Annotated in this window: 23 protein-coding genes and 1 riboswitch; of the genes, 5 read left to right on the top strand and 18 right to left on the bottom strand. The window is 39.5% G+C overall.

The genetic code is table 11. The annotated features are described in order from the left end of the window. Nucleotides 1-1851 carry a TonB-dependent receptor gene (locus ABZP26_RS04320; protein ID WP_368485610.1) on the bottom strand — a complete coding sequence of 617 codons (1851 nt, stop codon included), beginning with the start codon at nucleotides 1849-1851 and terminating at the stop codon, nucleotides 1-3. Nucleotides 1852-1887: 36 nt separating this feature from the next. Then, nucleotides 1888-2053, bottom strand: a riboswitch (cobalamin riboswitch). A 240-nt stretch (nucleotides 2054-2293) separates the two neighbouring features. Then, nucleotides 2294-2776 (bottom strand): YajQ family cyclic di-GMP-binding protein, encoded by a 483-nt coding sequence (locus ABZP26_RS04315; RefSeq protein WP_013464315.1) that lies wholly within the window; start codon nucleotides 2774-2776, stop codon nucleotides 2294-2296. 151 nt (nucleotides 2777-2927) lie between these two features. Here ABZP26_RS04315 and ABZP26_RS04310 point away from each other — a divergent pair, with 151 nt between their 5' ends. Both ABZP26_RS04310 and ABZP26_RS04305 read left to right on the top strand, forming a co-directional pair. Then, nucleotides 2928-3278, top strand: coding sequence for a VanZ family protein (locus ABZP26_RS04310; protein WP_008466003.1), 351 nt, complete (start codon nucleotides 2928-2930; stop codon nucleotides 3276-3278). Next, the gene (locus ABZP26_RS04305; protein WP_368485403.1) at nucleotides 3271-4173 is read left to right on the top strand and encodes a ketopantoate reductase family protein; all 903 of its coding nucleotides are present in this window, start codon (nucleotides 3271-3273) and stop codon (nucleotides 4171-4173) included. Before ABZP26_RS04310 ends, ABZP26_RS04305 begins: the two co-directional genes overlap by 8 nt. Nucleotides 4174-4464: 291 nt before the next feature. On the opposite strand, the gene thiI is transcribed toward ABZP26_RS04305, so the two are convergent. Then, the gene (gene thiI, locus ABZP26_RS04300) at nucleotides 4465-5922 is read right to left on the bottom strand and encodes a tRNA uracil 4-sulfurtransferase ThiI (protein WP_013464312.1); all 1458 of its coding nucleotides are present in this window, start codon (nucleotides 5920-5922) and stop codon (nucleotides 4465-4467) included. Between the two features lie 100 nt (nucleotides 5923-6022). Continuing rightward, nucleotides 6023-6676: a TetR/AcrR family transcriptional regulator gene (locus ABZP26_RS04295; RefSeq protein ID WP_013464311.1), complete on the bottom strand. Its 654-nt coding sequence runs from the start codon at nucleotides 6674-6676 to the stop codon at nucleotides 6023-6025. 178 nt (nucleotides 6677-6854) lie between these two features. Here ABZP26_RS04295 and coaD point away from each other — a divergent pair, with 178 nt between their 5' ends. Continuing rightward, nucleotides 6855-7346 carry a pantetheine-phosphate adenylyltransferase gene (gene coaD, locus ABZP26_RS04290; RefSeq protein WP_024601870.1) on the top strand — a complete coding sequence of 164 codons (492 nt, stop codon included), beginning with the start codon at nucleotides 6855-6857 and terminating at the stop codon, nucleotides 7344-7346. A gap of 41 nt (nucleotides 7347-7387) precedes the next feature. Here coaD and ABZP26_RS04285 read toward each other — a convergent pair whose 3' ends face one another. The 8 genes from ABZP26_RS04285 to argC form a co-directional block, all read right to left on the bottom strand. Next, complete coding sequence (locus ABZP26_RS04285) at nucleotides 7388-7906, bottom strand: hypothetical protein (protein WP_016900259.1); 519 nt, start codon at nucleotides 7904-7906, stop codon at nucleotides 7388-7390. 1008 nt (nucleotides 7907-8914) lie between these two features. Beyond that, entirely contained in the window at nucleotides 8915-9451 is a 537-nt protein-coding gene (locus ABZP26_RS04280; RefSeq protein WP_368485402.1) for a hypothetical protein, read from the bottom strand. A 15-nt stretch (nucleotides 9452-9466) separates the two neighbouring features. Further along, entirely contained in the window at nucleotides 9467-9667 is a 201-nt protein-coding gene (locus ABZP26_RS04275) for a hypothetical protein (RefSeq protein ID WP_010391035.1), read from the bottom strand. A 253-nt stretch (nucleotides 9668-9920) separates the two neighbouring features. Continuing rightward, nucleotides 9921-11786 carry an argininosuccinate lyase gene (argH, locus tag ABZP26_RS04270; RefSeq protein ID WP_016900254.1) on the bottom strand — a complete coding sequence of 622 codons (1866 nt, stop codon included), beginning with the start codon at nucleotides 11784-11786 and terminating at the stop codon, nucleotides 9921-9923. 52 nt (nucleotides 11787-11838) lie between these two features. Next, entirely contained in the window at nucleotides 11839-13041 is a 1203-nt protein-coding gene (locus ABZP26_RS04265; protein WP_036956760.1) for an argininosuccinate synthase, read from the bottom strand. After that, on the bottom strand, nucleotides 13038-13970 hold the full coding sequence (locus tag ABZP26_RS04260; RefSeq protein ID WP_016900252.1) for an ornithine carbamoyltransferase: 933 nt from the start codon (nucleotides 13968-13970) through the stop codon (nucleotides 13038-13040). Before ABZP26_RS04260 ends, ABZP26_RS04265 begins: the two co-directional genes overlap by 4 nt. Before the next feature lie 7 nt (nucleotides 13971-13977). After that, nucleotides 13978-14745 carry an acetylglutamate kinase gene (gene argB, locus ABZP26_RS04255; RefSeq protein ID WP_368485401.1) on the bottom strand — a complete coding sequence of 256 codons (768 nt, stop codon included), beginning with the start codon at nucleotides 14743-14745 and terminating at the stop codon, nucleotides 13978-13980. Next, on the bottom strand, nucleotides 14742-15755 hold the full coding sequence (gene argC, locus ABZP26_RS04250) for an N-acetyl-gamma-glutamyl-phosphate reductase (RefSeq protein WP_090494188.1): 1014 nt from the start codon (nucleotides 15753-15755) through the stop codon (nucleotides 14742-14744). Before argC ends, argB begins: the two co-directional genes overlap by 4 nt. Nucleotides 15756-15976: 221 nt before the next feature. On the opposite strand from argC, the gene argE reads away from it, so the two are divergent. Further along, nucleotides 15977-17122: an acetylornithine deacetylase gene (argE, locus tag ABZP26_RS04245; protein WP_013464301.1), complete on the top strand. Its 1146-nt coding sequence runs from the start codon at nucleotides 15977-15979 to the stop codon at nucleotides 17120-17122. Nucleotides 17123-17180: 58 nt separating this feature from the next. On the opposite strand, the gene panP is transcribed toward argE, so the two are convergent. Next, entirely contained in the window at nucleotides 17181-18806 is a 1626-nt protein-coding gene (panP, locus tag ABZP26_RS04240; RefSeq protein ID WP_013464300.1) for a pyridoxal-dependent aspartate 1-decarboxylase PanP, read from the bottom strand. Between the two features lie 259 nt (nucleotides 18807-19065). Between panP and ABZP26_RS04235 the strand changes: the two genes are divergently transcribed. Next, nucleotides 19066-20937, top strand: coding sequence for a GGDEF domain-containing protein (locus tag ABZP26_RS04235; RefSeq protein ID WP_368485400.1), 1872 nt, complete (start codon nucleotides 19066-19068; stop codon nucleotides 20935-20937). Here the strand turns inward: ABZP26_RS04235 and ABZP26_RS04230 are convergent. Genes ABZP26_RS04230 through mpl form a run of 5 tightly spaced genes read right to left on the bottom strand, consistent with a single transcriptional unit; the run spans nucleotide 20930 to nucleotide 25272 of the window. Beyond that, nucleotides 20930-21598 (bottom strand): tRNA (guanosine(46)-N(7))-methyltransferase TrmB, encoded by a 669-nt coding sequence (locus ABZP26_RS04230; RefSeq protein WP_013464298.1) that lies wholly within the window; start codon nucleotides 21596-21598, stop codon nucleotides 20930-20932. The two genes, ABZP26_RS04235 and ABZP26_RS04230, sit on opposite strands and share 8 nt — an antisense overlap. Beyond that, nucleotides 21598-22365 carry an ABC transporter permease gene (locus ABZP26_RS04225; protein ID WP_008466038.1) on the bottom strand — a complete coding sequence of 256 codons (768 nt, stop codon included), beginning with the start codon at nucleotides 22363-22365 and terminating at the stop codon, nucleotides 21598-21600. The genes ABZP26_RS04230 and ABZP26_RS04225 overlap by 1 nt, the downstream gene beginning before the upstream one ends. Continuing rightward, a complete protein-coding gene (locus ABZP26_RS04220; protein WP_013464297.1) occupies nucleotides 22366-23295 on the bottom strand; it encodes an ABC transporter ATP-binding protein in 930 nt (309 codons plus the stop codon). Next, nucleotides 23292-23915, bottom strand: a complete 624-nt coding sequence (locus ABZP26_RS04215) for a flavin prenyltransferase UbiX (RefSeq protein WP_024601858.1) — start codon at nucleotides 23913-23915, stop codon at nucleotides 23292-23294. Before ABZP26_RS04215 ends, ABZP26_RS04220 begins: the two co-directional genes overlap by 4 nt. A gap of 1 nt (nucleotide 23916) precedes the next feature. Further along, nucleotides 23917-25272, bottom strand: a complete 1356-nt coding sequence (gene mpl / locus ABZP26_RS04210) for a UDP-N-acetylmuramate:L-alanyl-gamma-D-glutamyl-meso-diaminopimelate ligase (protein WP_368485399.1) — start codon at nucleotides 25270-25272, stop codon at nucleotides 23917-23919. Nucleotides 25273-25454 lie beyond the last annotated feature (182 nt).

The raw sequence follows: 25454 nt of genomic DNA, 5'->3' as shown, positions 1-25454 counted from the left end.
CTAAAACTGATAATTTGCCCCTACAAAGAAAGTTCTTCCTGCGCTGTTATAACCTAATAGCTTACCACTGGCAGCAAAGCCCGTCGCAGCAGTAAAATATTCTTCATCAGTAATATTCTCTATTCGAGCAGCTAACGACAAATTATCTAGCAACTGGTAATTGGCTGCTATATTAAATACCGTATAAGCAGCGAGCTCCGAGTCATAATACGCAATCGAAGGACGCGATGAGCGATATTGCATATCCAAGCTGGCATCAAAATCACCCCATGTTTTAGCGAGTTGATAATTAAGCGATTCAGAAGGTCTACGTGGTAAATCGGTATTCGTTTTTTCATCTGTAGCGTCTAAAAAGCTAAAATTAACCGAGTGTTCAAAGCCTAGCGCTGAAAACTCTGCCGACAGCTCAAATCCCTGCATAGATACTTTATCTATGTTAGTGGCAATATATTTACCTGAGTCTGCATCATAATTATTACTAATCAAATTATTGATACGGTTATCGAAAATAGCAATATCATAACGGCCCCATTGGGTTTCTAAAGTTATACCAAGCTCATTATTTAAGGCTTCTTCAGGTTTAATATTATTGTTTGGTAAATAGTACGGGCTGTTAGTCACAAACGCATTAATTAACGAAGGAGCTCTAAATGCAGTACCGTGATTTAAACGTAGTGTTACATAGTTATTTGCTTTGTAACCAAGTCCTGTACTGTAAGTGTTTGCACGGCCATGGAAGTCATAATCATCGGTTCTAACAACCGCATTTGCTAACCATTTGTTATGGCTATAAAACGCGCCTATAAACAACGCCTTATTATCGCGTTTTTCTTCTGATGACGTTGCTGACGAGTTTGATAAATCCTCAGATAAATAATTAAAGCCACCCGATATATCAAGTTCTTGAGTAAGGGTATAAAGCCCTCGATATTCAAACTCAACACGCTCTGTGCTATACACTTGCTGCACATCGGTACCTGTTTGGGTATTTTCTTCTTGCGAAACGCTCACCGAGGTACTTTGGCTATATATATCTGAGGCTTTGTTCCAGCCTAGCTTAGCGGTGTAATTTTCAAAGTCGTAGGCATCGTTACCCCATGCATTATCATATTGTGCTTCGCCTTCACTATACTGAGATTGCAGGCTCAATTGGCCTAGTTCAGCAAGCTCATAAGCTAAATTAAAGCCAATGTTTTTATTTTTGTAGCCATCATCATCATGATCTTTTGTGTACTCAGCCGCTGGATCTTTGCCAGTAACATCAAAACCATCCGTCTCTTCGTAGCCTAAATTATAATTAAAGCTAAGCGCCTCTTTTACAAGCCCACCAGCAAGCTGATAATTACTGTAGCTATGGCTGCCTAAAGTAGCCGAAAGCGAGTTATTTGAGGCTTTACGGGTGATAATATTAATTACTCCGGCTACCGCATCAGAGCCATAAATAGCAGCTCTTGCCCCTTTAATAAGCTCAACACGCTCGATACTGTTAACTGGAATATTCGTCAGCGATACACTACCTGAACTTGCATCGCTCACTCTTACGCCATCAACCAATACTAAGGTATATTTAGCGCTGGCCCCGCGAACAAATATATCTGCCTTTTGACCTAACCCACCATTACGAACAATATCTATCCCAGCTATGGTATTTAATATTGCAGGTAAGTCTCGATAATTCGCTTTTTCAATATCAGCGCGGTCGATAACTGCCACACTTGCTAATACATCATTTATAGGTTGTTCAAATTTATTCGCAGTAACGGTTATTTTTTCAATGGTTTGTTCTGCAGCAGATACAGAAATAGATAGTACAGCCGAAATGGCCACACCCAGTGCGGTTTTATTTAACATCATGTCCCCTATCTTTGCCCACCGCAAAGATGTTAGTAAGTAAGATTAAATCAAGGCCGGTCTCCGGACTCAGTTACCATAATTTAATACAGCATAACTTTACCGTTGCGGGGGCAGTGTTGGGATTGACTTCATCAATGAAAACGCACCAACTTCCCGATTATCCTACTAAAAAAATCACACCATTGAAGTGTTTAGCAAGCACCTTAAAAATAGGCTGCTATTGTTATCTGTTTACTAAAAAAAGTCAACGAACGTCTAAACATCTAAAAATCCAAAGATTCAAGATTCAAGATTCAGGATACGGGGTTCGGGGTTCGGGGTTCGGGGTTCGATAATTATCATAGATCCAAAAATAAAAAAGCCAAACAATATAACGTGTTTGGCTTTATACGCACTCCTTTGAGCTCAGCACCTATACTGCCATGCTCGAGGCAATAAATTAATCGCGGAAGTTTTTAAACTGAAATGGTTGACCTAAATCAGCAGTGCGTACAACTTGCATAGCCGCTTGTAAGTCATCACGCTTTTTACCTGTTACGCGAACTTCCTCACCTTGAATGGCCGCTTGTACTTTTACTTTAGAGTCTTTGATGGCTTTTACTACTTTTTTAGCCATGTCTTTTTCGATACCCTGTTTAAGTGCAACGTTACGAAAAACATTTTTGCCCGCACGAGAAATATCTTGTAGCTCTAAGCTTGCAACATCCATCCCACGCTTAGAGATTTTACTCGCTAAAATATCAAATAACTGCATTACCTGAGCATCGGCTTCAGCTTTTAATTTAATTGTTTTATCATTTAGTTCTATTGAGGCATCAACGCCTCTAAAATCAAATCGCGTTTCTAGTTCACGGTTGGCGTTATCAACCGCATTTTTTGCTTCGTTCATTTCTACTTCAGATACAATATCAAATGAAGGCATAGCGTTCTCCTAACTATCTAATCTTAATTTTATGCCGCAATTATAACGTTAAAATGATAAATCTTTACATTTTTCTGCATTTTGTTCAGGTGCGATACTAAATTAGTTTGATATACTGAGGTTTCTTTTTTATACGATTTTAGGAATTTTCGTGACAAGGCGTGTTTACCAAGCAATTTTTTTAATTAGTATTGTTGCGTTTACCTTCTTATTTGCTAAAGAGGTAAAGGGCGCGGCAAACTTATTTCCGCATGTTGATAAAGTAGCGCATTTTGGTATCTTCTTTTTACTTGCCATTATTATGGATAAAGCGTTTAAACTCCCATTATATGCACAAATACTATTACTCGCTGGTTACGGTGCAGCAATAGAAATTATGCAAGATAGCCTTCCTTACAGACAAGCATCACTGGCCGATTTTGTTGCCGATTTTATTGGTGCAGCGAGCTACTTTTTAGCTAAAGCCCTGTTAACACTGCGTAAAAAGAAGCATTATGGCTAACATACTTGTTGTAGGTGATGGCGCTATTGGCTTGTTATTTAGCCATTTTTTAGCCAAACATCACGCTATATATATACTTACTCGAAAAGGCACAGTTAATACTCGCTTTTACAGCCACAGTAACGCTGCGTCTGAAAAAATTAACGCCACTTTTATCTCACAAGAGCAGTTATCTCAAACTCCTGAATTTGATATTGTTTTATTCACGGTAAAAGCGTTTACAGTGCAACAAGCCTATGCTCAAGTAAAACCTTATCTAGGCAATAATACCCATATTATACTGAGTCATAATGGCATGGGTAATGTTGAACAATTAAATGAACAGCTAACAAAGCAGCAGTCGTTGTACTTTTTAACCACCAGCATGGCTGGATTTAAGTCAAACTCTAATATTGTGCAACATACCGGAAACGGGCAAAGTGTATTAGGGGGCTGTAATCAACTAGCTATTCAAAATATTCAACAGCTTAGTGCGCAATTACACACTATTCCGCAGTTAATTGTCAGTAACAATATTGAACAACTACGGTTTGAAAAGCTACTGGTTAATATTGCAATAAATCCATTAACCGCTCACCACAATATAAAAAATGGTCAGTTACGTGCACCGCAATACAGTAGTGCAATTATTAATTTATTAGCTGAGGCATGCCACATTGCAACCGCGCTAAAACTCAATATTAAGCTTATAGATGCCCTAGAGCGGGCTTACAAAGTAATGAGTTTAACTGCCGAAAATTACTCTTCGATGCATCAAGATGTAATGCATAATAGACAAACAGAGATCATGGCGATTTGTGGCTATATAAGTGAGCAAGGAAAACTGCACCATATTGCAACACCTTATAATGACGCCTTACTTGCTAAAATTTTGGCAAAAAAAAGCGCGGAATAAATCCGCGCATTTAGGGTCTGTTGACCTTTCAAGGTTAAATTTGCAGCAGTCTGTTTGGTATTTAGGTAAGGCAGAGCCTATGTGGTGTGGTTATTCCCCATAAATAGGCGATAACGCAGCATCAATGCCAAACAGGCGCTGCCCGAAGGGTTCTGCCTAGGGGCGATTTACTCTTTGTTGCTCGATTTATACTTAGCCCACTAGGTTACAAACCTCGCGCCGCGATTAAACCGCCCCTAGTTTGAACAAATTATAATCCGCAAAGGTCAACAGACCCAATATCTTAAGCCATCAAGGACGATATACTTTTACGGTGTTAAAGCCTTCTTCGTGAAGAATAAGCGCTTGTAATTGGCTCATTACTCCTTTTTGGCAATATAAGTAATAATCTTTGCCTTTAGGTAAATCGCCAAACTTTGTTGCTAAGCGGAAAAACGGTAAGTGGATAACTTCAATACCTTCAATTTCCAGCGGTGCCGCATCTTCTTCTTCAGGCGAGCGAATATCAACAACAACCGCTCCCTCTGGTAACTCTGTAACTGATTCTGCCTCTTTAAGCTCTTGCTTAGCCTCAACATCAATATCGCGCACATCCATAACACGGGCGTTATCAATAACGGTATCTAATACATCAAAGTCAAACTTTTCTTCTTCTGCTTTAATCACTTCAATTTTGGCTTTAACTGTCGGCTTTTTAGAGATCACACCGCAGTATTCAGGCATCGTCTCTGCCATTTCTGCAGTGCCTATTTGGCGCGCTATATTGATGATTTCTTGCTTATCATGTTGGATAAGTGGGCGTAAAATGAGCGTTTCGGTTACGCGGTCAATCACACTTAAGTTAGCTAAGGTTTGACTAGACACCTGACCTATACTTTCACCCGTGACCAATGCTTGAATATTTAGTTTTTCAGCGACGGCACTACCCGCTCGCATCATCATACGTTTAAGGACAACGCCCATTTGGCTGTTCTCAACGTTTTCTAAGATTTCAGCAACCACTGGCTCAAAATCAACAGTAATAAACTTAACTTTGTGCGTAGAGCTATATTGTTTCCATAGATAGTAACTCGCTTGTTTAACCCCAATTTCATGAGCAGCGCCACCTAAATTAAAGAATAAAAAGTGCGTGCGAGCACCTTTACGGATCATTTGATAACTGGCAACGCCAGAATCAAACCCACCAGACATAAGCGATAATACATCGTCTTGTGTTGGCAGTGGAAAGCCCGCCATTCCTAAATGCGTTTGCGTTACTATGTAGGCTTTTTCGTCTTTAATTTCTAAACGAATCGTTACTTCTGGGCGACTTAGCTTTACTCGAGCCCCTTCAACATGTTGATTAAGCCCGCCACCAACGTAACGCTCTAGCTCAGTTGAAGTAAAATCATGTTGACCTATGCGCTTAGCACGGACACAAAAGGTTTTACCAATAATAGTGTGACCAACTAGCTCAATAGTTTTTTGATAAATGTCATCAATCGTTTTAAAGTCTGTTTCAGTCACTTCAATAAATTGCACGATGCCAGGTATACGTTGTAAGCTGTCGATAAAATCAAGGCGAGTTTGAGCATCGTCAAGTTTTGTTACAACTGAAATGTTATCCCAGTTATTACGTACCTGTACTTTTTCGTCAACACGACGCAATACAATTTTAATGTTATTTTCTAACACTTTAGTAAAGCGTTTACGGACTGAACGGCTTTTAATGGCTATTTCAGGGTGAAGTTTGACGATAAATTTAAGCATAGTTTAACTCTTAGACTGCGGGAATTCGCGCACCCAGGTATTGGGCGCGGCGGATTATAGCAAAAAATTTAGCGCCTAGGAACTAACCAACTTAACGGGCTTAAGGATTCTGGGGAGCAGCATTTGCTAAAAGTGCGTACTTGTCTCTTAACTGATTAATTTTATTTGCGCTTTTTTCGGTGCTGTAGGCTTTAAATAAAGTCAGTACTTTTACAATACCAGGGTAAATATCTTGCTCAACCAGCACACCACTAAGCCTTCTTGCTTTCATATAGGGTGTCCAAAAGCTGACCGTTAATTTTAACGTATGAGCAAGTTCGATAGCATCTTGTTCATCAATGGCAATAATTTCACTGTCGCGTAAAGCCAAAATGATGTTACGCACCTGCTCAAGTAACTCTTGCTGAAAATCAATGTAACCCTGTTTTAAATGACTATCGCGAGCGAGAATATCGCCAAGGTTGTCGTAAAAAAAATGATAGCGCCACATCAATTCAAATAGCGAATCTAAATAAGGACCTAGGTGTTCAAAAGCATCGTCGCCTTGATCGACCGGCTTAAAATGAGTACTTAAATGGTCACGATAAAGTGCAAATATATGGCGAATAATGTCTTCTTTATTTTTAAAGTGGTAGTACAGATTACCCGGACTCATACCTAAACTCGATGCGATATGATTAGTAGATATTGCTCTTTCACCATGTTCGTTAAACAATGAAATACTGGTTTGAATTATTTTATCCTTGGTATTCATATACTCATTACTCAATTTTCGAAAATACGATGCTGCATTAAAATAATCCGCCTAGTATAAACAAATCATTGCATTTGTAACACTGCGTAGCTGCAGTTATATACAATTTACTCACAAGGCTGCTTTGCACACTAAACACTGCTACACTACGGCTAAAAATAATAACACAGTAAATATTATGAAAGTGACCGCAATCTACCCAGGCACATTTGACCCTCTTACCAACGGCCACACTGATTTAATTCAGCGTGCGGCTAAAATGTTCGATACCGTTATTGTGGCTATTGCTCATAACCCAAGTAAAAAACCGTGTTTTACTTTAGAAGAACGCGTTGATTTAGCAAATGAGATTTTAAGCCATTTAGATAATGTAAAAGTCATTGGCTTTTCAGGGCTACTCGCCGATTTAGCCCGTGACCATAATGCTAATGTACTGATCAGAGGCATAAGAGCGGTTTCTGATTTTGATTACGAGTTTCAGCTCGCGAATATGAATCGCCGTTTAAACCCTGATTTAGAAAGCGTATTTTTAACGCCCGCCGAGCGCAATACCTTTATATCATCAACACTAGTAAAAGAAGTAGCACGCCATAACGGGGATGTGAGTGAGTTTGTTGACACCATAGTAATGAAGGCGCTGCAATCAAGGCTCGGGAAAACCAAGCATTAAATAATTTTTTCAGAAAGTAGCGTATAAATGAGACGCTACTTTTAGACTCCTAAAATAAAACGGCCTTTAAATCTTTTCACTAACCAGAGTATTTTTAATACGTCTTTATTTATGATTAAAACTACCGCCATAACACAATCACTGACAACTTGACCTATTGCATAAAGTGCCCAAAACCACCAGTAATCGGTATTATCCTGCATGCTGACATCGTAATGCATACCTAAAAACATGAGTGCATTAAAGCTAAGCCCTACTATAAGGTAATAAAAAGCAACAGGAATAATTTTGCCCTTAATAAAGTATCCCCAAATAACTAGCAAAACAATAGTCACTATATCAAACATAAACATTTTAAGATGAGGTGTCTCTGTAGTTGGATCAATAAACATGCTTGAAGTGTAAGATAGCATCATAATAAAAGAGAGAAGCAAAAGATTTTTATTGTGATTGTTTATACTTGTCGATAAATTATACAGAAAAGCGATTACAAATAACCAAGTTATAAAAATCGACATATAATCAAAAATCGCGACTAACTGCCAAAGAAAATCAGCCATTAATAATAGCTCTATTAATTCTAATTTTTACAAGCCAATTTTTAAATTTCACTACTCTCAAAAAGTCTTTATTAATAAAGAAAATAGCTATCATCATAAAGTCCATTAGGTTAATACTCATTGAATAAAACGACCAAAACCACCACGGTGTGCTGTTATTAAAGACTAGCACGTCTATGTGCATACAAAAAAATAACAGTGAGTTTATGCTTAACCCTAATAATAGATAAGTAGATATAACATTTTTAGTTAAGAAGTTGCTTACAACCAAAATAACCAAAATTGTTACTAAATCAAAAAGTAATAATTTCATATAAGAAATATTTTGGATATCAATGAACAGGCTTGAAGAGTATGAAACCGACATTATTAGCGACAGCCATAAAGCCTCTTTTTTGGGTTTATTTATACTCGTTACTAATGAGTATAAAAAAGCCATTAAAAAACCCCATTGAACAAACGCACCTAGATAAAGAGATACATATGGGTTGAGCAAGAAGTCATTCATTTGAAACATTATTTCGAATAGCTAAATTAAGTTGTTTTTTTACCTGTCGTTTTTTTAAGATACTTGTATTTATTACCAAAGAAATAATCATTAATACATCAATAAAGTTTACTCCTAAAGAGTAAAAACTCCAAAGCCACCATTCATCAATATTATTACGTACAAATAAGTCATAATAAATGAAACATGTTAGCAGACTATTTATTAGTAAGCCTGGAATAATAAAGTAGCTAGCGAGGGGAGCTTTAAGACAGAAATTCAATAAAATGAGAATAATAGAAATGGTTATATAATCGAAGAGGATCCAATCTAAATATACATTTTCTAATATCGGAAAAAAATCACTACAAAAGTAAGAGGAAAACATAATAGCGGCTAAGTATGTTAACGACTTGTCTGCCTTATTTATACTCGAAACAAGTGAGTATAAAAACGCCATTAAAAAACCCCATTGAGTGAAGGCACTTACGTAATCAACCATGCTGTAATCGATATACAACTTAGTTACAATCCCTTGCTATTTTTGGTCTTTGAAATGATGATAGTATTTTATTTTTGAACTTATGTAATCCCAAAAAATCTCTATCAATAATTAATACAACTATCATAATGAAGTCTACAAGATTAACTGTATATGTATAAGCATCCCACAAAAACCATGGTTCTTTGTTTTCTAATATATAGATATCTAAATACATGCAAAGAAAAAGGATTGAGTTTATTGATAGACCAATAATTAAATACATAAAAGATGGGGTTGTTTTCTTTATAATTTTATAGATACATACAAGAGCGATGATCGTGACAATATCATACATGGCCCAATCAAGATAAATTGAATCTTTCATTGATAGCCACGTATAAAAGTAATCAGAAAGGGTATAAGATACCATCATAATAAATGAACTGAGTAAAAGGGTTGTTCCCCTTTTTACATCTAATGAATATACAAATACATTAAAAAAGAAAGTCATTAGAAATCCCCACATCGTAAAAGCAGACAGTGAGAACAACCCAAAAAGCTCAGTTAGAATCATTTAAAACCTTTATAATTATTTAGGTTTCCATGTTGGTATAACAGTGCCACCACCTCGCTGTAAATCCGCAGTAGCAGCCGTCATCGCCTCTTTAGAAAAGCTTACTGTATCAGATTGTAGGGTTTTAGGGCTAGCAGTTTGTTCCATTGCAGGCTTTAATTGTTGCGTTTTATTGTATGCTTGCATTTGTACTTGGCTATTAGCTGAAATTTGCATGTGATTAATCCTTTTGAGTATTAAATTTTTATTATTGGCGTAAATTTAAATCACACCACCTGAAGTAGTTACTAAATAACTGCTGTAACGTATTGCCTTCGTTGATTAATTGACTCAACAACACACTACAGAACTATAAATGCAACAGATATGCCAACTTTAAATTCATAGCATATTAATTTAAAACATCATTTTATTTTACTCAAAAAAAAACGCATCGGGGTCACCGTGCGTTTTTTATCCTAGGGATTGCTCAAGCCACGTTTTTACAAGGGATCTCCATGCTATTACTTGGCTTTAACATATATTCCATTGCGACTTCATCACAGTTTTCTTTACGTAAACATAGCTCACAATCTTTCATGACTTTTTCAGGTAAGCTCTCTTTACTACAGAAACTAAAGCGCTGATTTTCGAAAAAGTCAGGTACACGAGTCAGAACGATGACACGATTGAGTGCCAATTTTTTGGCTTTTACTAATAAATGTTCTACTAGCTCTCGCCCTTGGCCTGTTACTGCGCTTTTAGGGTCAATACCTAATGAGCGTATTTCAGCTAATCCAGTGTCGTAAATGTATAATGAAGCACAACCTGATACCTGACCGTTTATCTCGGTTACAGCAAACTCATTAATTGAGTGCACCATGTCACTTTTAGCGCGCGGTAAGTTTTCGCCGACTGTTGCCCAGTGTTGTACGAGTTTAGCGATTGCTTCCACGTCATCTAGGTTTGCATCACGAACTGTTATTTGCTGTTTTTTTTTCGCGTCTTTCACCGCTTTACTTACTTGTTCTAATGAGGTTCCGCCAAGTGCTTGACGTGCTTTAATACAGGCATCAATTTCAAGTACCGGATACACATCATCTTCAAACACTGGGTTTACTGATTTATACTGCTCAAGTGAAAGCTCCTCTAACGTTTTACCTTCACTAATAGCTAATTGCACCAACACCCCAACAATATGATGCCCTTCTCTAAACGGTACACCTTTGGCTACCAAATAATCAGCAAGCTCTGTTGCATTTGCGTGGCCACCTTTTGCCGCTGCTAAGGTTTTGTCTGCTTTAACTGTTACACCCTTAATACACGCTTGCGCCATATGAATACACGCAAGCCACGTTGGCATAGCGTCAAAAATGCCTTCTTTATCTTCTTGCATGTCTTTATTGTAGGCAAGCGGCAGTGCTTTTAGAGTCATCATCATTGCACTAAACGCACCAAATACCCGCCCTGTTTTACCACGAATTAGCTCTAATGCATCTGGGTTCTTTTTCTGCGGCATCAAAGATGAGCCCGATGTAACATTATCAGCCAGTTCGATAAACCCAGCTTCTCCTGAGTTATAAAAAATCAAGTCTTCAGACATGCGCGATAAGTGGATCATAGAAATAGACGCACAGCTTAATAGCTCAACCACAAAGTCACGATCAGATACACCATCAAGGCTGTTTTTAGTCGCGCCTGTAAACCCTAACCCTTGTGCAAGTGCATGACGGTCAATCGGATAGGCAGTTCCCGCAAGAGCGCCACTGCCGAGTGGACAATAGTTCATTCGTGCTTGGGCATCTTGCAACCGGCTTTCATCACGCTCTAACATTTCTACATAAGCCATACACCAGTGACTAAATAACACCGGCTGTGCACGCTGTAAGTGCGTATACCCTGGCAATATTGTGCCAAGCTCACGTTCAGCCAAGCTAATAAATTCAGCTTTTAGTTGTGCAATCGCTTTTAAGATATGATCGGCAGTATCGCGACACCATAATCTAAAGTCGGTAGCAACTTGGTCGTTACGGCTTCGGCCTGTGTGTAATTTTTTAGCTAAATCACCCACTTTTTCAATTAGCGCGGCTTCAACATGCGAGTGAATATCCTCAGCACCTGAGGTGGCAACAGCGTGTGGATCTGCTTTTACCTCTTCAAGTAATTCATATAATGCCGATACCAGCTTTTGGTGTTCGTCATTAGATAACACGTTCACTTGTTCAAGTGCGCCAGCCCATGCAACAGAGCCAATAATATCTTGCTCTGCTAATTGATAATCGAAGGGAAGTGAATCGTTAAATTGTTTAAACGCTTCATCTGGACCCGTAGAAAAACGCCCGCCCCATAATGCCATGAAATCTCTCCAAACCCGATAATAGCCCCTTAATTCCAAGGGGCATAAAAAATTACTTTTTAGCTAATGCTGAAATTCTGCTTGATAGTGAGAATAAACGAATAAAGCCTTCTGCGTGCGATTGGTCATAAACATCGTCTTCACCGAAAGTAGCAAAATCTTCGCTGTATAAACTGTTAGGTGATTTTTTCTGAACCGCTGTTACTTGCCCTTTATAAAGTTTAAGTACCACTTCACCTGTCGCTAACGTAGAAAGCGCTTCTGCACCGGCTAAAATAGAATCTTTAAGCGGCGTAAACCAACGACCGTCGTAGACTAAATGCGAAAATTCACCACCGAGTACCTCTTTCCATTTACGGCTTGACTTATCAAGAACGAGCTCATCAATTGCTTGAAGCGCCGCCATGATCACTGTACCGCCTGGTGTTTCGTAACAACCGCGTGATTTCATGCCCACTAAACGGTTTTCTACAATATCAACACGACCAACACCATGCGGGGCTGCAATGTCGTTTAGTTTAACTAAACAGTCGTAAGGCTTTAATTGTTCGCCGTTTACAGCAACCACTTCACCTTCTACAACTGATAAAGTGACATGCTCAGCTTTATCGGGCGCTTGCTCTGGTGAATTAGTCCAGGTCCATACCTGCTCACTTGGCTCACACCAAGGGTCTTCAAGCTCGCCGCCTTCGTGGGAGATATGCCATGCGTTAGCATCACGACTGTAAATTTTAGTTGCTGATGCAGAACACGGAATATCACGCTCAGCTAGGTAATCAAGCAATGATTCACGACTTGATAAATCCCACTCACGCCATGGCGCAATCACTTTTAAATCAGGAGCCAGTGCTGCAAAACATGACTCAAAACGTACTTGGTCGTTACCTTTACCCGTACAGCCATGAGAAAGTGCATCTGCCCCCACTTTACGGGCAATTTCAACTTGGGCTTTGGCGATGATTGGACGTGCCATAGAAGTACCTAGCAAGTAGGTCCCTTCGTATATAGAGCCTGTTTTAAGTGTTGGGTAAATGTAATCACTTACCATTTCATCTTTCAAATCAACTACGTAACATTCAGATGCACCCGATGCAATGGCTTTCGCTTCTACGCCTTCAAGTTCTTCTGCGCCCTGGCCAACATCGGCCACAAAGGCAATAACTTCACAGCCGTAGTTTTCTTTTAACCATGGCACAATAGCCGATGTATCAAGACCACCTGAATAGGCTAAAACGACTTTTTTAATTGAACTCATAGGTGTTCCTTAACAAAATTTGGATTTAATAATGTAACAAGCAGAGCATTTTGCGCATGCATACGATTTTCTGCTTGTTGAATAATTTTTGATGCGGGGCCATCCATCACCTCAGAGGTAATTTCAAACTCACGGTGTGCCGGTTGGCAATGTAATACCGTGGTAGCCCCAGTTTTTTTAAGTAATGCCTGATTTAATTGATAAGGCATGTATTTTTCTTTCACTTGCTCAAGCGGTGTGGTGTCTCCCATAGAAACCCAGGTATCAGCGTAAACTGCGTTAGCACCTACCGCAGCCTCAACTCTGTCACTTACCATCACAGACGCCCCATTCATTGCGGCAATTTGCTCCGCTTTTTTAAGAATTTGCGAATCGGGCGAACTGCCTTTTGGCGTCACAGCAACAAAGTCAGTACCTAAAGTTGCTGCAAGTAGCATCAGTGAATGCGTTACGTTATTACCTTCACCTAAATAAGCCAACTTTAGCTGACTAACATCACCGTGCACTTCTTGAAGCGTTAAAAAATCAGCTAAGGCTTGGCATGGGTGATATAAATCACACAAACTATTAACCACAGGAACAGACGAATACTCACCTAAGGTAGTTAACGTACTGTGCTGATTGACCCGGGCAACAATCCCATCGGCCCACGTTGAAATATTTAAGGCGAAATCTTTTATTGATTCACGTGCCCCCATCGCGCCGTTTTGTTGATCTAGATAAACCGCATGACCGCCTAAACGGTTTATACCAATATCAAACGATAAACGCGTACGTAAACTTTGCTTTTCGAACAGAGTAACCACTGACTTACCAGCTAACACTTGGCTGTACTTTGCAGGGCTTTCTTTAATATCTTGCGCTAATTTTAATAAATTAAGGGCGCCTTGTTGGTCTAATTCTAGACCTGTTATAAAATCTTTAAACATATTCAACCTATGGTGTCACTTTAGTTCCGACGTGCTCGCCTTGCAGCAAAGCCGTTAAATTTTCTGGCTTTTGCCAGCTGGAAATGTACACACCGCGTCGTAAATGTTGGGCAGCGTGAAGGCTGGTCTTAACTTTGACCTCCATCCCGCCCACAATTACTCCCTCTGCAATTAAAGAATCAATGTGTTTTGTGTCAAGTTGATGTAGTGGATGCTTATTCACATCAAGCACCGCTTCTACATCTGTCATAAAAATAAGTTCGGCGTTTAAATTACTCGCAATCGCGGCTGCTGCTTCGTCAGCATTGACGTTGTACCAAAGCCCTTGCTCATCAAAACCGATGGAGCTGACTATAGGTAAACGCCCGCCACTGAGTAATTCATTAATAATAGAATCATCATTACTATGGCATTGACCTACTTGCCCTAGCGCTTTTAATTTTTGTGATGCTGTTATTCCAGCTTCATATAAACTCAAGCCAACGGGTTTGTGCCCAGCAGTCATTGCTTGCGCCATTAATTGTTTGTTTGCTGCTCCCGCTAATGCTCCTACAATATAAGGCATCTGTTCTTTAGGGCTGATACGCAAACCTTGGTGTTTAGCACTGGCAAAACCCGCCTCTTTTAACCAGCTATCAACTAATGAGCCACCGCCATGAACAATGACAAACTGTGCATCATGTTGCTCATTAAGAACCTCAAAAAGCGCTTTAGCGGCATTTTCAGTATTGAGTACTGCGCCACCGAGTTTAATAACCCACGTTTTACTGCTCATTTAAACGCTCCTACTAGACCTGTAGTGTGGGGCAAGCCCATTGACAAATTAATACATTGCAGAGCCTGACCAGCCGCCCCTTTTAGTAAATTGTCAATCGCTGCCATCACTATTAATTGTGAGTCTTGCTGCTGCCACGCAATATCAACATAGGGTTGTTTTGCTACCCCTTTAATTGAGGGAGTTTTGCCACCAAGCAATCGAATTAACGGCTCATCCGCTAATACTTGATACGCTTTAGTTACTTGCTCACTAGTCACACCCAGTTTTAGCTGTACATAAATGGTTTCTAAAATACCGCGAGGAAAATTACCTAAATGAGGGGTAAATAATACGTTATGGCCAAGATGCTGCTGTATTTCAGGCCCATGACGATGGTTAAACAAACCATAAGCAGCAAGCGATACTTCGCAAAAATGCGTGCCAATACTTGCTTTACGACCTGCCCCAGTTACTCCCGATACAGCATTAATAATAATCCGCTCATCACTAAGTAACCCAGCTTGCTGAAGAGGCTTTAATGCGTTTAATGCGGCAGTTGGGTAGCAGCCAGCTACAGCGACTAACTGCGCCTTTGCAATGGCCTCACTATTCCACTCTGCAAGGCCATATGCAGCTTCATTGAGGAGCTCTGGATGCTGGTGTTCAAAACCATAATAAGTGACGTAATCTTCATTACTTTCAAGACGGTAACCACCAGATAAGTCAAATACCTTTTTGCCCATCGCTAAAAACTGAGGGGCTAAATCAACACTTACTTTATGGTCAGTGCATAAACACACATAGTCTGCTGAATGAGCTATATCACTCAATGCACTCTCATCAAGTGGTTGCAAAGGTAAGTCAAGTAACCCTAAGTGCTCAGGGTATAATTCACTGAGCAGTTTATGTTTATCCAAGCTTTGCGCTGATACATAACATGCTGATAATGTTAATGCTGGATGTTTGGCAATTAAGCTAGCCAATTCTGCGCCGCTGTAACCGCTGGCACCTATAATTACTACGTTCATTATTTACTCTTTATCTAAAATTAGTGACTACATTCCATGTTATTGACTTACACTAGGTTGCAACCTAGCTAAACTGATTAAATTAATGAGTGATAACTATCGTCGTATTATTTTCATGGCGTAACTTTAATATATTTATGCTTAAAAAGTGAATTGATATTCATCATAAATACTTTTATATTGTTATGCAATTAAATTGAATACTTATTTTGGATTTTTTTATGTCTCTGCCGTCATTTATCTCGATGTATCAGCAATTGATTGCTGCCCCCTCTATTAGCGCTATTGAAGAGCATTTGTGTATGAGCAATAAAAGCGTGATTGAACTACTCGCTCAGTGGTGTGAAAGCTTAGGTTTTACCTGTGAAATAATAGAGTTAGAAGGTGGTAAAGGCCGCTACAACTTATTAGCAAAACGCGGACAAGGCGATGGCGGGTTAATGCTTGCGGGGCACACCGATACGGTGCCGTTTGATGATAGCCGCTGGAATCAAAATCCATTTAAATTAACTGAACTTGATAACAAATTATATGGTTTAGGCAGTATTGATATGAAAGGCTTTTTTGCTTTTGTACTGCAAGCTATTAGTGAGCTTGATGAAAAGCAACAAACTCAACCTATTTTAATATTAGCGACCGCCGACGAAGAAACCACTATGGCTGGCGCACAGCAAATTTGTAAGCACCCAAATTTAAAGCCAAGCCGCTGTATTATTGGTGAACCCACGGATATGACACCAGTATTTACCCATAAAGGCCATATGACTACAGCAATCAGAGTCGTTGGTCGCTCAGGACATAGCTCTGATCCCGAACGGGGCCTTAATGCCATCGAAGTAATGCATAAAGTGATTACAAAATTACTGATCTTAAAAGAACAACTTAAGAATAAATATTCAATAAATCACTTTGAAATTCCTTATCCAACACTCAACTTAGGCAATATTTATGGGGGTGACAATGCCAACCGAATTTGTGGCTGCTGTGAAATGCACATTGATATGCGCCCTCTTCCAGGTTTAAGCGTGCAAGAGCTTCAAGCTCTGGTACTTGATGCAACCTACGATATAAACCAGCAATACCCTAACTCTGTGAGCGTAATTGATTTGCATGAGCCAATTCCAGCATTTACGGGAAGCACAGATAGCGCGTTAGTCAAATTAGCCGAAAATATAGCAGGGCAAAAAGCAGTGGCTGTTAACTACTGTACCGAAGCGCCATTTATACAGCAACTCGGTTGTGAAACCATCGTAATGGGACCAGGCTCTATTAACCAAGCGCATCAGCCCGATGAGTTTTTAGCAATGGAAAAAATCAAACCTTCTCAACAAATTATCAGCAACCTTATAAAGGCGAGTTGCTTTTAATCAGCAACAAAAAAGACGCTTAATCGCGTCTTTTTTGTCATTGCATTTGTAATTGTAGTTACATATATTTTCGTAAATACTTTTTAAACACCGGATCAGTTTGTGCCAGTTCTTTCTGCTCTTCTAATATCTCTTTTAATATAGCACCTGAGGTAAGCGGGTTCGCCAGTACCACTCTAAATACCACGGTTGGTTGGTTATCATATTGAACTGGCGTTAAACGCGTACGCGATACAAATGAGCGACCCGATTCACGTTGGCGTTTTTGCATGCTGGCAGTAAAACGATTAAGCGCGGCAAAAATGTCTAAACGGGTTTGTGCATCAGCTTGGGCTATCGCGTGTTTAATTTGTTTTGGTACATAGCGATAGGTCAGTAAGCAAAGTTCTGGCTCTGATATTAACTCAAAGTCTTCATCGGCTTTTATTAAATCAGCAAAATAACGCGCTTTTTTAATACTGCGATCGATAAGCATTTCATAGCCTTTACGACCAATAACACGTAAGCAAGCATGCACTAACATCGCCATCCCAGGGCGACTTCCCTCAAGCGTATGGCTGCCTAAATCTTTAGAGCCTTTACGTAAAATATATTCAGCATGATGCTCGATGGCATCAGTTGCAGCAGGGTCTTTAAATAAGACTAAACCGGCCCCCATCGGCACATACATTTGCTTATGCGCATCAATGGTGATTGAATCTGCATGCTCAATACCTTTTAATAAATGCCTATGGGTATTAGACAGTAAAGTAGCTCCACCCCACGCTGCATCAACATGAAAATGACAATTAATCTCTTGTGCTAAATTAGCCATATCTTCAAGTGGGTCAATATTACCGGTTTCAGTGGTTCCTGCGACCCCAACAATTGCCATCACTTTAATGCCTTGTGCTTCAAGCTCTAACGCTTTTTCTCGCATTGCACTAACATCGACTTTATTATCGGCAGAAGTTTTGATACCAATTAAATTTTCACGACCAATACCTAATAAATCAACCGATTTACCAAGCGAATAATGACCTCGTTCAGAAATTAAAACTGCCAGCCCTTTGTGACCATAGTGAAGCATTCCTGCAACTAAACCTTGTGCAGCAATGCCTTTAAAATTGCCATCCGCTTTTAATAAGCGGTTTCGAGCTATCCAAAGTGCAGTAATATTTGCCACGGTGCCGCCAGAGCAAAATGCCCCTAACGAAGTTTTTGCACTGTGCATCCATTTAGAATAAAAACCATCACTTTGGCTATAAGCTAAATGATGCATCATCCCTAAAACTTGACGTTCTAATGGGGTAAACGCTTTCGAGGTTTCAATTTTTACTAGGTTTTGATTTAACCCAACCATTAATTTCGATAACGGTAGTAAAAAATGAGGCAGAGCCGATGTCATATGGCCAATAAAGCTTGGCGCTGCGGTATGAACAGAATGAGCAACCAGCTGCTCCATAATATCTTGAGCATAGCAAGACACAAACGTCGGTTCTTCAGGGATTGCCGCCGATTGAAAATCTTTTTCTATTTCATGTAATGGTTTTTCAATTGCCGCGATATTTTCGTTTAAGAAACCTGCTAAATTACTCGAAATTTCAAGCTCTATTTTGCTCAAAGTTGAGTCTGGCGCCTCTGGAACGGTGAATATCCGTTTAAGGCTTTCTTTAGAGGCGACGGCACAACGCTTTTGATCCATCTTCATACCTAGTGTGTGACTAAAACACCTGTTAGTTTGTAAAACACGCTAATATAAGGTGTTTTTTAAGCAACGGCATTTCTAAAAAATTGCGCTAACTTTACTGCAATATGACAAAAATGTCTCGTTTTAAGCCATAAAAGACAATACTAAATAGATAACATTTCACTATTTTTTAAATTTAGTACAAAGGGTAATTAAAATATTGGGCATTTATAATTTTTAAGTATAATAAAATCAACAAAAATAAGGATAATACATGCTCAAAGGAAATCTAAAATTAACACAGTTGGCGCTTGGAACCGTCTTTTTTTTGGTCAGCTTAATCATTTATGGTTACTACACTTACTCTGCCATTCAAAGTGATGTAATGCGCAGCATTGACAATCGCTTAATAAATGCAGCCACCAGCGTAAAGTATATTTTAGGTAGTGATTACCACGACAAAACGTCGCAAGAAATTAGCTTTGCAAGCTATCAAAATAAGGCCGAACAGCTTTCTGCTTTAGCCAATGATTTAAATATAGATTATTTATATTCAATGATATTAATTGATGAAAATATTTATTTTACTGCCTCCAGTTACACCCAAGATGATCAAAATAACGGTAAAGTTACCCAGTATTTAGATCTTTACCCTGAAGCGACGCCAATTAATATGGTGGCATTTTTATCAACGGCCCCTATTTTTGAAGTGTCAACGGCGCATCGTGGTCATTCTAAAACGGTGTATATTCCTCATATAGCAAAAAATGGCAGAACCTATTTAACTGCAGCTGATATTAGCGTCGATAAAATCAATACGGCTTTAATAACACGTTTGAATCAAGCCCTGCTTCATTTTAGTTGCGTACTGTTCATATTGTTACTGGTTTATATTCTTTATTGTTTTGGGGTACGCCGCTCACTAATGAGGGATCATGCTACGGGGTTTGAAAATCATATTGCCTTGGAAAAGCAGCTAAAAAAAAGTAATGAGCATCATCTACAAATCGCGATTATTTTGGTTAACGAAATTGATAGTATCAGTCGTTTTTTTGGCACAAAAACAGCCGATGAAGTGATGAAAAAACTACTCAGTCACTTTAAGCAGCAAAACCGTCTGCAATCACGTATTTATCGTATTGCGACCAACAAGCTGGCCATTTTAACCAGTAAAGAAACACCTTTTGATGAGCTTTACAGCATTATTCAATCCCATAATAAAAATACACCTTTTATTACAGACCCATTTATTTATATTACGCTCAACGCTGGAGTCGCAAGAGGGAATAAGTCATTACTGCTTAAGAATGCCCACATTGCTTTGCTACAATCAAGGCAAGGTGTTCAACCCATAGTAAACTACTCAGAAGCGATTAACGACAATAAATCTCTGTATTTATACAATGTAGAAATAGCAAAGGAAATTCGTGAAGCGTTTGATGCCCATCGCGTTGTTCCTTATTTTCAACCTGTTATAGATACCAATACCAATGCCATTATTAGGTATGACTGCTCACCAAGAATAGTGACCTCACATGGGGAGATTTTAACCCCTGATACCTTTTCTAATGCAGTAAATAGGCTGCGTATGGATGGGATGTTAACACGTACCTTATTTACTCAATGCATTTCGCGCTTTCGCAAATCAGCAATCAGCTGGGGGTTAACTGTGTGCGCTGAAAATATTGCAGATCCCACTATTTATGATCACATAGCATATGAGCTTCATCGCTACCCCAACCCTGAAAACATTACTATTTCAATATTAGAGTCGCAGGTCATTACACACTACTATGAAATAAAATCATTTATTGCGATGGTAAAAAGTAAAGGGGCAAAAATAGTGATGCATTGTTGGGGTAATGAGTTTATTAATACGCTCAATACGTTAAAGATTGAGGTAGATGGTATTAAACTCGATGGTGCGATCACCAAGCAACTGGTAAATGATGAAAATACATCGCTATTTATCACCTATATTGCTGATATAGCCCAGCAGCTTGAACTTGAATTGGTTGTTGAAGCGGTAGAAAATAACACGGTTGCCGAGCTACTCAATAAACTAAATGTGACGCTGATGCAAGGTAGTTACCTTGGTAAACCAACGCCACATGTGACTCACTTTAAGCAACAATTAGCTATTTAAGATTTATAACAAGCCGGTGGCTTTGCTGGCCACTGGCCCAGTACTTACGTTCAAAAGGGGTAATTGCTTCGTCTGACTCAAACAATTCGGTTTCACATGGATTCCCCGCTAATTCAAGCGCTCTGGCAAACTCTTTAACATAAATATCCCAATTACTGCGCACCTCAAGTAAACCGCCTAACTTTACAATAAACGGGAATATAGCCGCCCCATGCCAGCGCCTTTGTATGTGTTTAGACTTAGGCCAAGGGTTAGGGTAAAGCAAATAGTGATGCGTAGGCTGCCAATTAGCAGCCACCGCTAAACGCCAAAAGTCATTTAAGTCAGCTTGCACTAAAATGTATTGACCACTTTCACTTTGTTTATATTCAACATCATGCTTATCAAGTCGATGAGATGACTTATCAATGCCTATGACTAACGCTTCAGGATGACGTTTTGCTAAATTAGCGGTGCTCTCTCCGACCCCACAACAGGAGTCTAAAATAAGCGGCCCATTAAAGGCTTGCACTTTAGCATTAACTTCATCAAATGCGGTTTGCGTATGCGTTGCAATTGGCTTTTTAAACTCAGCCTGTAAGTGTTTATTAACTATTTCATCAAGCTTTTCATGAAGTCCCGCTTGATTAGATACAATACTACGTGAATTTGCATCGCTCATTAGTGTCTTAGCCCCACACCTTTTTTAATTAGCGTCAGTGCTAAAGTAAATAGGACGCTGATAAACACCAACAACACACCCATTGCGACCGATAAATCCACATCCGAAACACCTAAAAACCCATATCTAAATGCGTTAACCATATAAATAATTGGGTTTATTTGCGACACCATTTGCCAAAAATCAGGCAGTAAAGTGATTGAATAAAACACCCCGCCTAAATAGGTCAACGGCGTTAAAATAAAGGTCGGAATAATACTTATGTCATCAAAGCTGTTTGCATAAATAGCGTTAATTAATCCACCCAAGGCAAACACCGCCGAGGTGAGAATAACAGTGGCTATAATCACAAAAATATTATGTATTTGTATATCTACAAAAAATAAAGAAACGCACGTTACGATAAAACCAACCATAATGCCACGGGTCATACCTCCGCCCATATAACCCAGTACAATGATGTAATTAGGCACAGGTGCAACTAATAACTCTTCAATACTTTTTTGAAACTTAGTTGAGTAAAAGCTAGAGGCAACATTTGAATAAGAGTTAGTTATAACTGACATCATAATAAGGCCAGGGACAATAAACTCCATATAGCTAAAACCGCCCATGTCACCAATACGCGAGCCAATTAGGTTACCAAAAATAACAAAATATAAACTCATCGTGATCGCTGGCGGTACTAAGGTTTGCACCCAAATACGCAAAAAGCGAATGCACTCTTTAATCCAAATACTTTTTAAGGCTACGCCATATTTAAACATTTATTCGCCCCGCCCTTGCTCTAATAAACCTACAAATAATTCTTCTAATCGATTCGCTTTGTTTCGCATGCTCAGCACGGTATTACCTTGTTCAGTCAATGCTGTAAACACCGCGTTTAATCCTTGAGATTTAGCCACTTCAACTTCAATGGTGTGGTCATCCCCCATAGTAAATTTGTATCCATCTAGCGTTACGGGTTTAGACGGTTGTTTTAAATCCAATACAAAGGTTTCTTTGTCTAATTTAGCAAGCAGGGCTTTAATCGTGGTGTTTTCAACAATTCGCCCGGTATCAATAATGGCGATGTTTTTACAAAGCAGTTCAGCTTCTTCAAGGTAGTGGGTTGTTAAAATAATAGTCACACCTTGTTCGTTAATTTGCCTTAAAAAGTCCCACATTGAACGGCGAAGCTCTATATCAACCCCTGCTGTCGGCTCATCTAAAATAAGTAATTTCGGCTCATGCATTAAGGCACGTGCAATCATTAAACGGCGTTTCATACCACCAGATAAGGTACGCGCTTGCTTATCTTTTTTCTCGATTAATCCAAGCTGCGCCAAGTATTTATCTGCACGTTTATGTGCTTCGCCGCGCGGTACACCGTAGTAACCTGCTTGATTAACGAGTATTTGGCTCAGCGTTTCAAACTGACTAAAGTTAAACTCTTGTGGTACTAGGCCTAAATTCGCTTTAGCCGCCTCAAGGTCGGTATCAATATCGTGACCAAATACTTCAACTTTGCCTTTGGTCTTATTAACCAGTGAAGAAATTACCCCAATAGTGGTTGATTTACCCGCCCCATTCGGGCCAAGTAATGCAAAAAAGTCACCTTCGTGAACTTGTAAATCAACCCCTTTTACTGCCTCTACCCCATTTTTGTAAACCTTGGTAAGGCCTTCAATATTTAAAGCAATATTTTGCTTATTCATTTCTTACCCTCACCATAACCCCAACGCTTTGTGAGATTATGTTCAATATTTAAATGATCTAAAATTCGCGCCACCATAAAGTCAACCAAGTCTTCTATGCTTTGCGGTTGATGATAAAACCCAGGTGCTGCAGGCATAATTGTTACACCTAAACGCGATAATTTAAGCATGTTTTCTAAATGAATTTCGCTAAATGGCGTTTCGCGTGGCACTAAGATAAGCTGGCCTCGCTCCTTTATCACCACATCGGCGGCGCGCTCTAATAAATTATCTGATGCGCCGACTGCAATGGCAGACACAGAGCCTGCGCTACATGGACATACTACCATTTTTTTCGGCGCTGCAGAGCCCGAAGCTACCGGACTAAACCAATTATCTTTACCAAATACCTTTAACTGCCCAGGTTTTGCGTTATATAACAGGCTTAATTGCTCTGTGGCCTTGTCTTCATTTGCTGATAGTTTAACATTTGATTCGGTATCAAAGACTACCCGCGCGGCACTTGAAATAAGCACATACACTTGAAACTGCTGCTCAAGCAATACCTCTAATAGCCTTAGTCCGTAAGGCGCGCCTGATGCACCACTAAATGCTAAGGTGATTTTATCTTTAAATTGCACATTATTCTCCGCTGTATTTATTGGCCAAGCCATCAACAAGTTGTTGATGAAGGCCATTAAAACCACCATTACTCATAATTAAAACATGTTGATTTGGCTCAATACTTTCAAGCACTGTTTCGATAATGGCGATTGTAGAATCAAAACACTGCATACCGGCTTTTTCTGCTTGCTCCTTAAGCGACCAGCTTAAGTTTTCAGGTTCAAACAGTAGCACCTCATCCGCATCGCGTAATGAGTCTAGCAATGTAAATTGATGAACTCCCATTTTCATGGTGTTAGAGCGCGGCTCTAAAATCGCAATAATTTTGTCATTGCCCACTTTGGCGCGCAGCCCCGCAAGCGTTGTTTGTATCGCGGTAGGATGATGGGCAAAATCATCATACACTTTAATGTTATTTATATCCGCTTTAAGCTCCATACGCCTTTTTGGGCTGATAAATTCGCCTAAAGCCGCAATACTGTGCTCAATAGCTATTCCTACATGGCGCGCTGCTGCAATGGCCATCATGGCATTTTTAACGTTATGCTCACCAATTGCCTGCCAGTTAACTACACCTTGCAGTTGCGTGTTTAATAACACATTAAATTGAGAACCATCTGCTTTAAGTAGCTGATAATCCCAATCATCGCCTAATGTTTCGCTCTCGCTCCACAGCCCTTTTGCTATAACATCGCTCAGAGCCTCATCATCTTTTGGCCACAATACTTTCCCGCTTTGCGGTAGTGTACGTATCAAATGGTGAAATTGTTTTTTAATCGCATTTAAATCTTCAAAAATATCAGCATGATCAAATTCAAGATTGTTTAAAATGAGTGTTCGCGGTAAATAATGAACAAACTTACTACGTTTATCGAAAAAGGCGGTGTCGTATTCATCGGCTTCTATTACAAAAAATGGCGTTTGCCCAACCCGAGCCGAAAGACCAAAATTTTGCACGATCCCGCCAATTAAAAAGCCTGGTTTTAAACCTGCATATTCTAATATCCATGCCAGCATACTGGCAGTCGTTGTTTTACCATGGGTTCCTGCCACCGCCAGCACCCATGATTTTTGTAGTAAATTATGCTTAAGCCACTCTGGGCCTGAGGTATAAGGCAAGCCTTTATCTAATACATATTCAACACACGGATTCCCTCGGCTCATAGCATTACCTATGACGACGATGTCGGGTGCCGGTTCTAGTTGAGATACATCATAGCCTTGGGTTAGCTCGATTCCTAACTCTTCTAATTGGGTACTCATTGGTGGGTAAACGTTTTGATCAGACCCGGTAACGCGATGACCTAATGATTTAGCTATAGCGGCAATACCACCCATAAATGTGCCACAAATACCCAAAATATGTATATGCATTTACTATCCTTTCATCCTGCGCGGAATGTGCTCTAAGGCGAACTTTAATGGCGCTATAATGCCAAAATTTAGATCAAGTTACCATCAGGGTCTGTTGAGCTTTCTAGGTAAATTTGCAGCAGATGTTTGGTATTTCAACAAGACAGCGCCGATGCGATGTTTGACGCAAATAAAAAAGCCTC

Source organism: Pseudoalteromonas sp. SD03 (genome assembly GCF_040937955.1).
GTDB lineage: Bacteria > Pseudomonadota > Gammaproteobacteria > Enterobacterales > Alteromonadaceae > Pseudoalteromonas > Pseudoalteromonas tetraodonis.
This window is presented reverse-complemented; position numbering and strand designations above follow the sequence as displayed.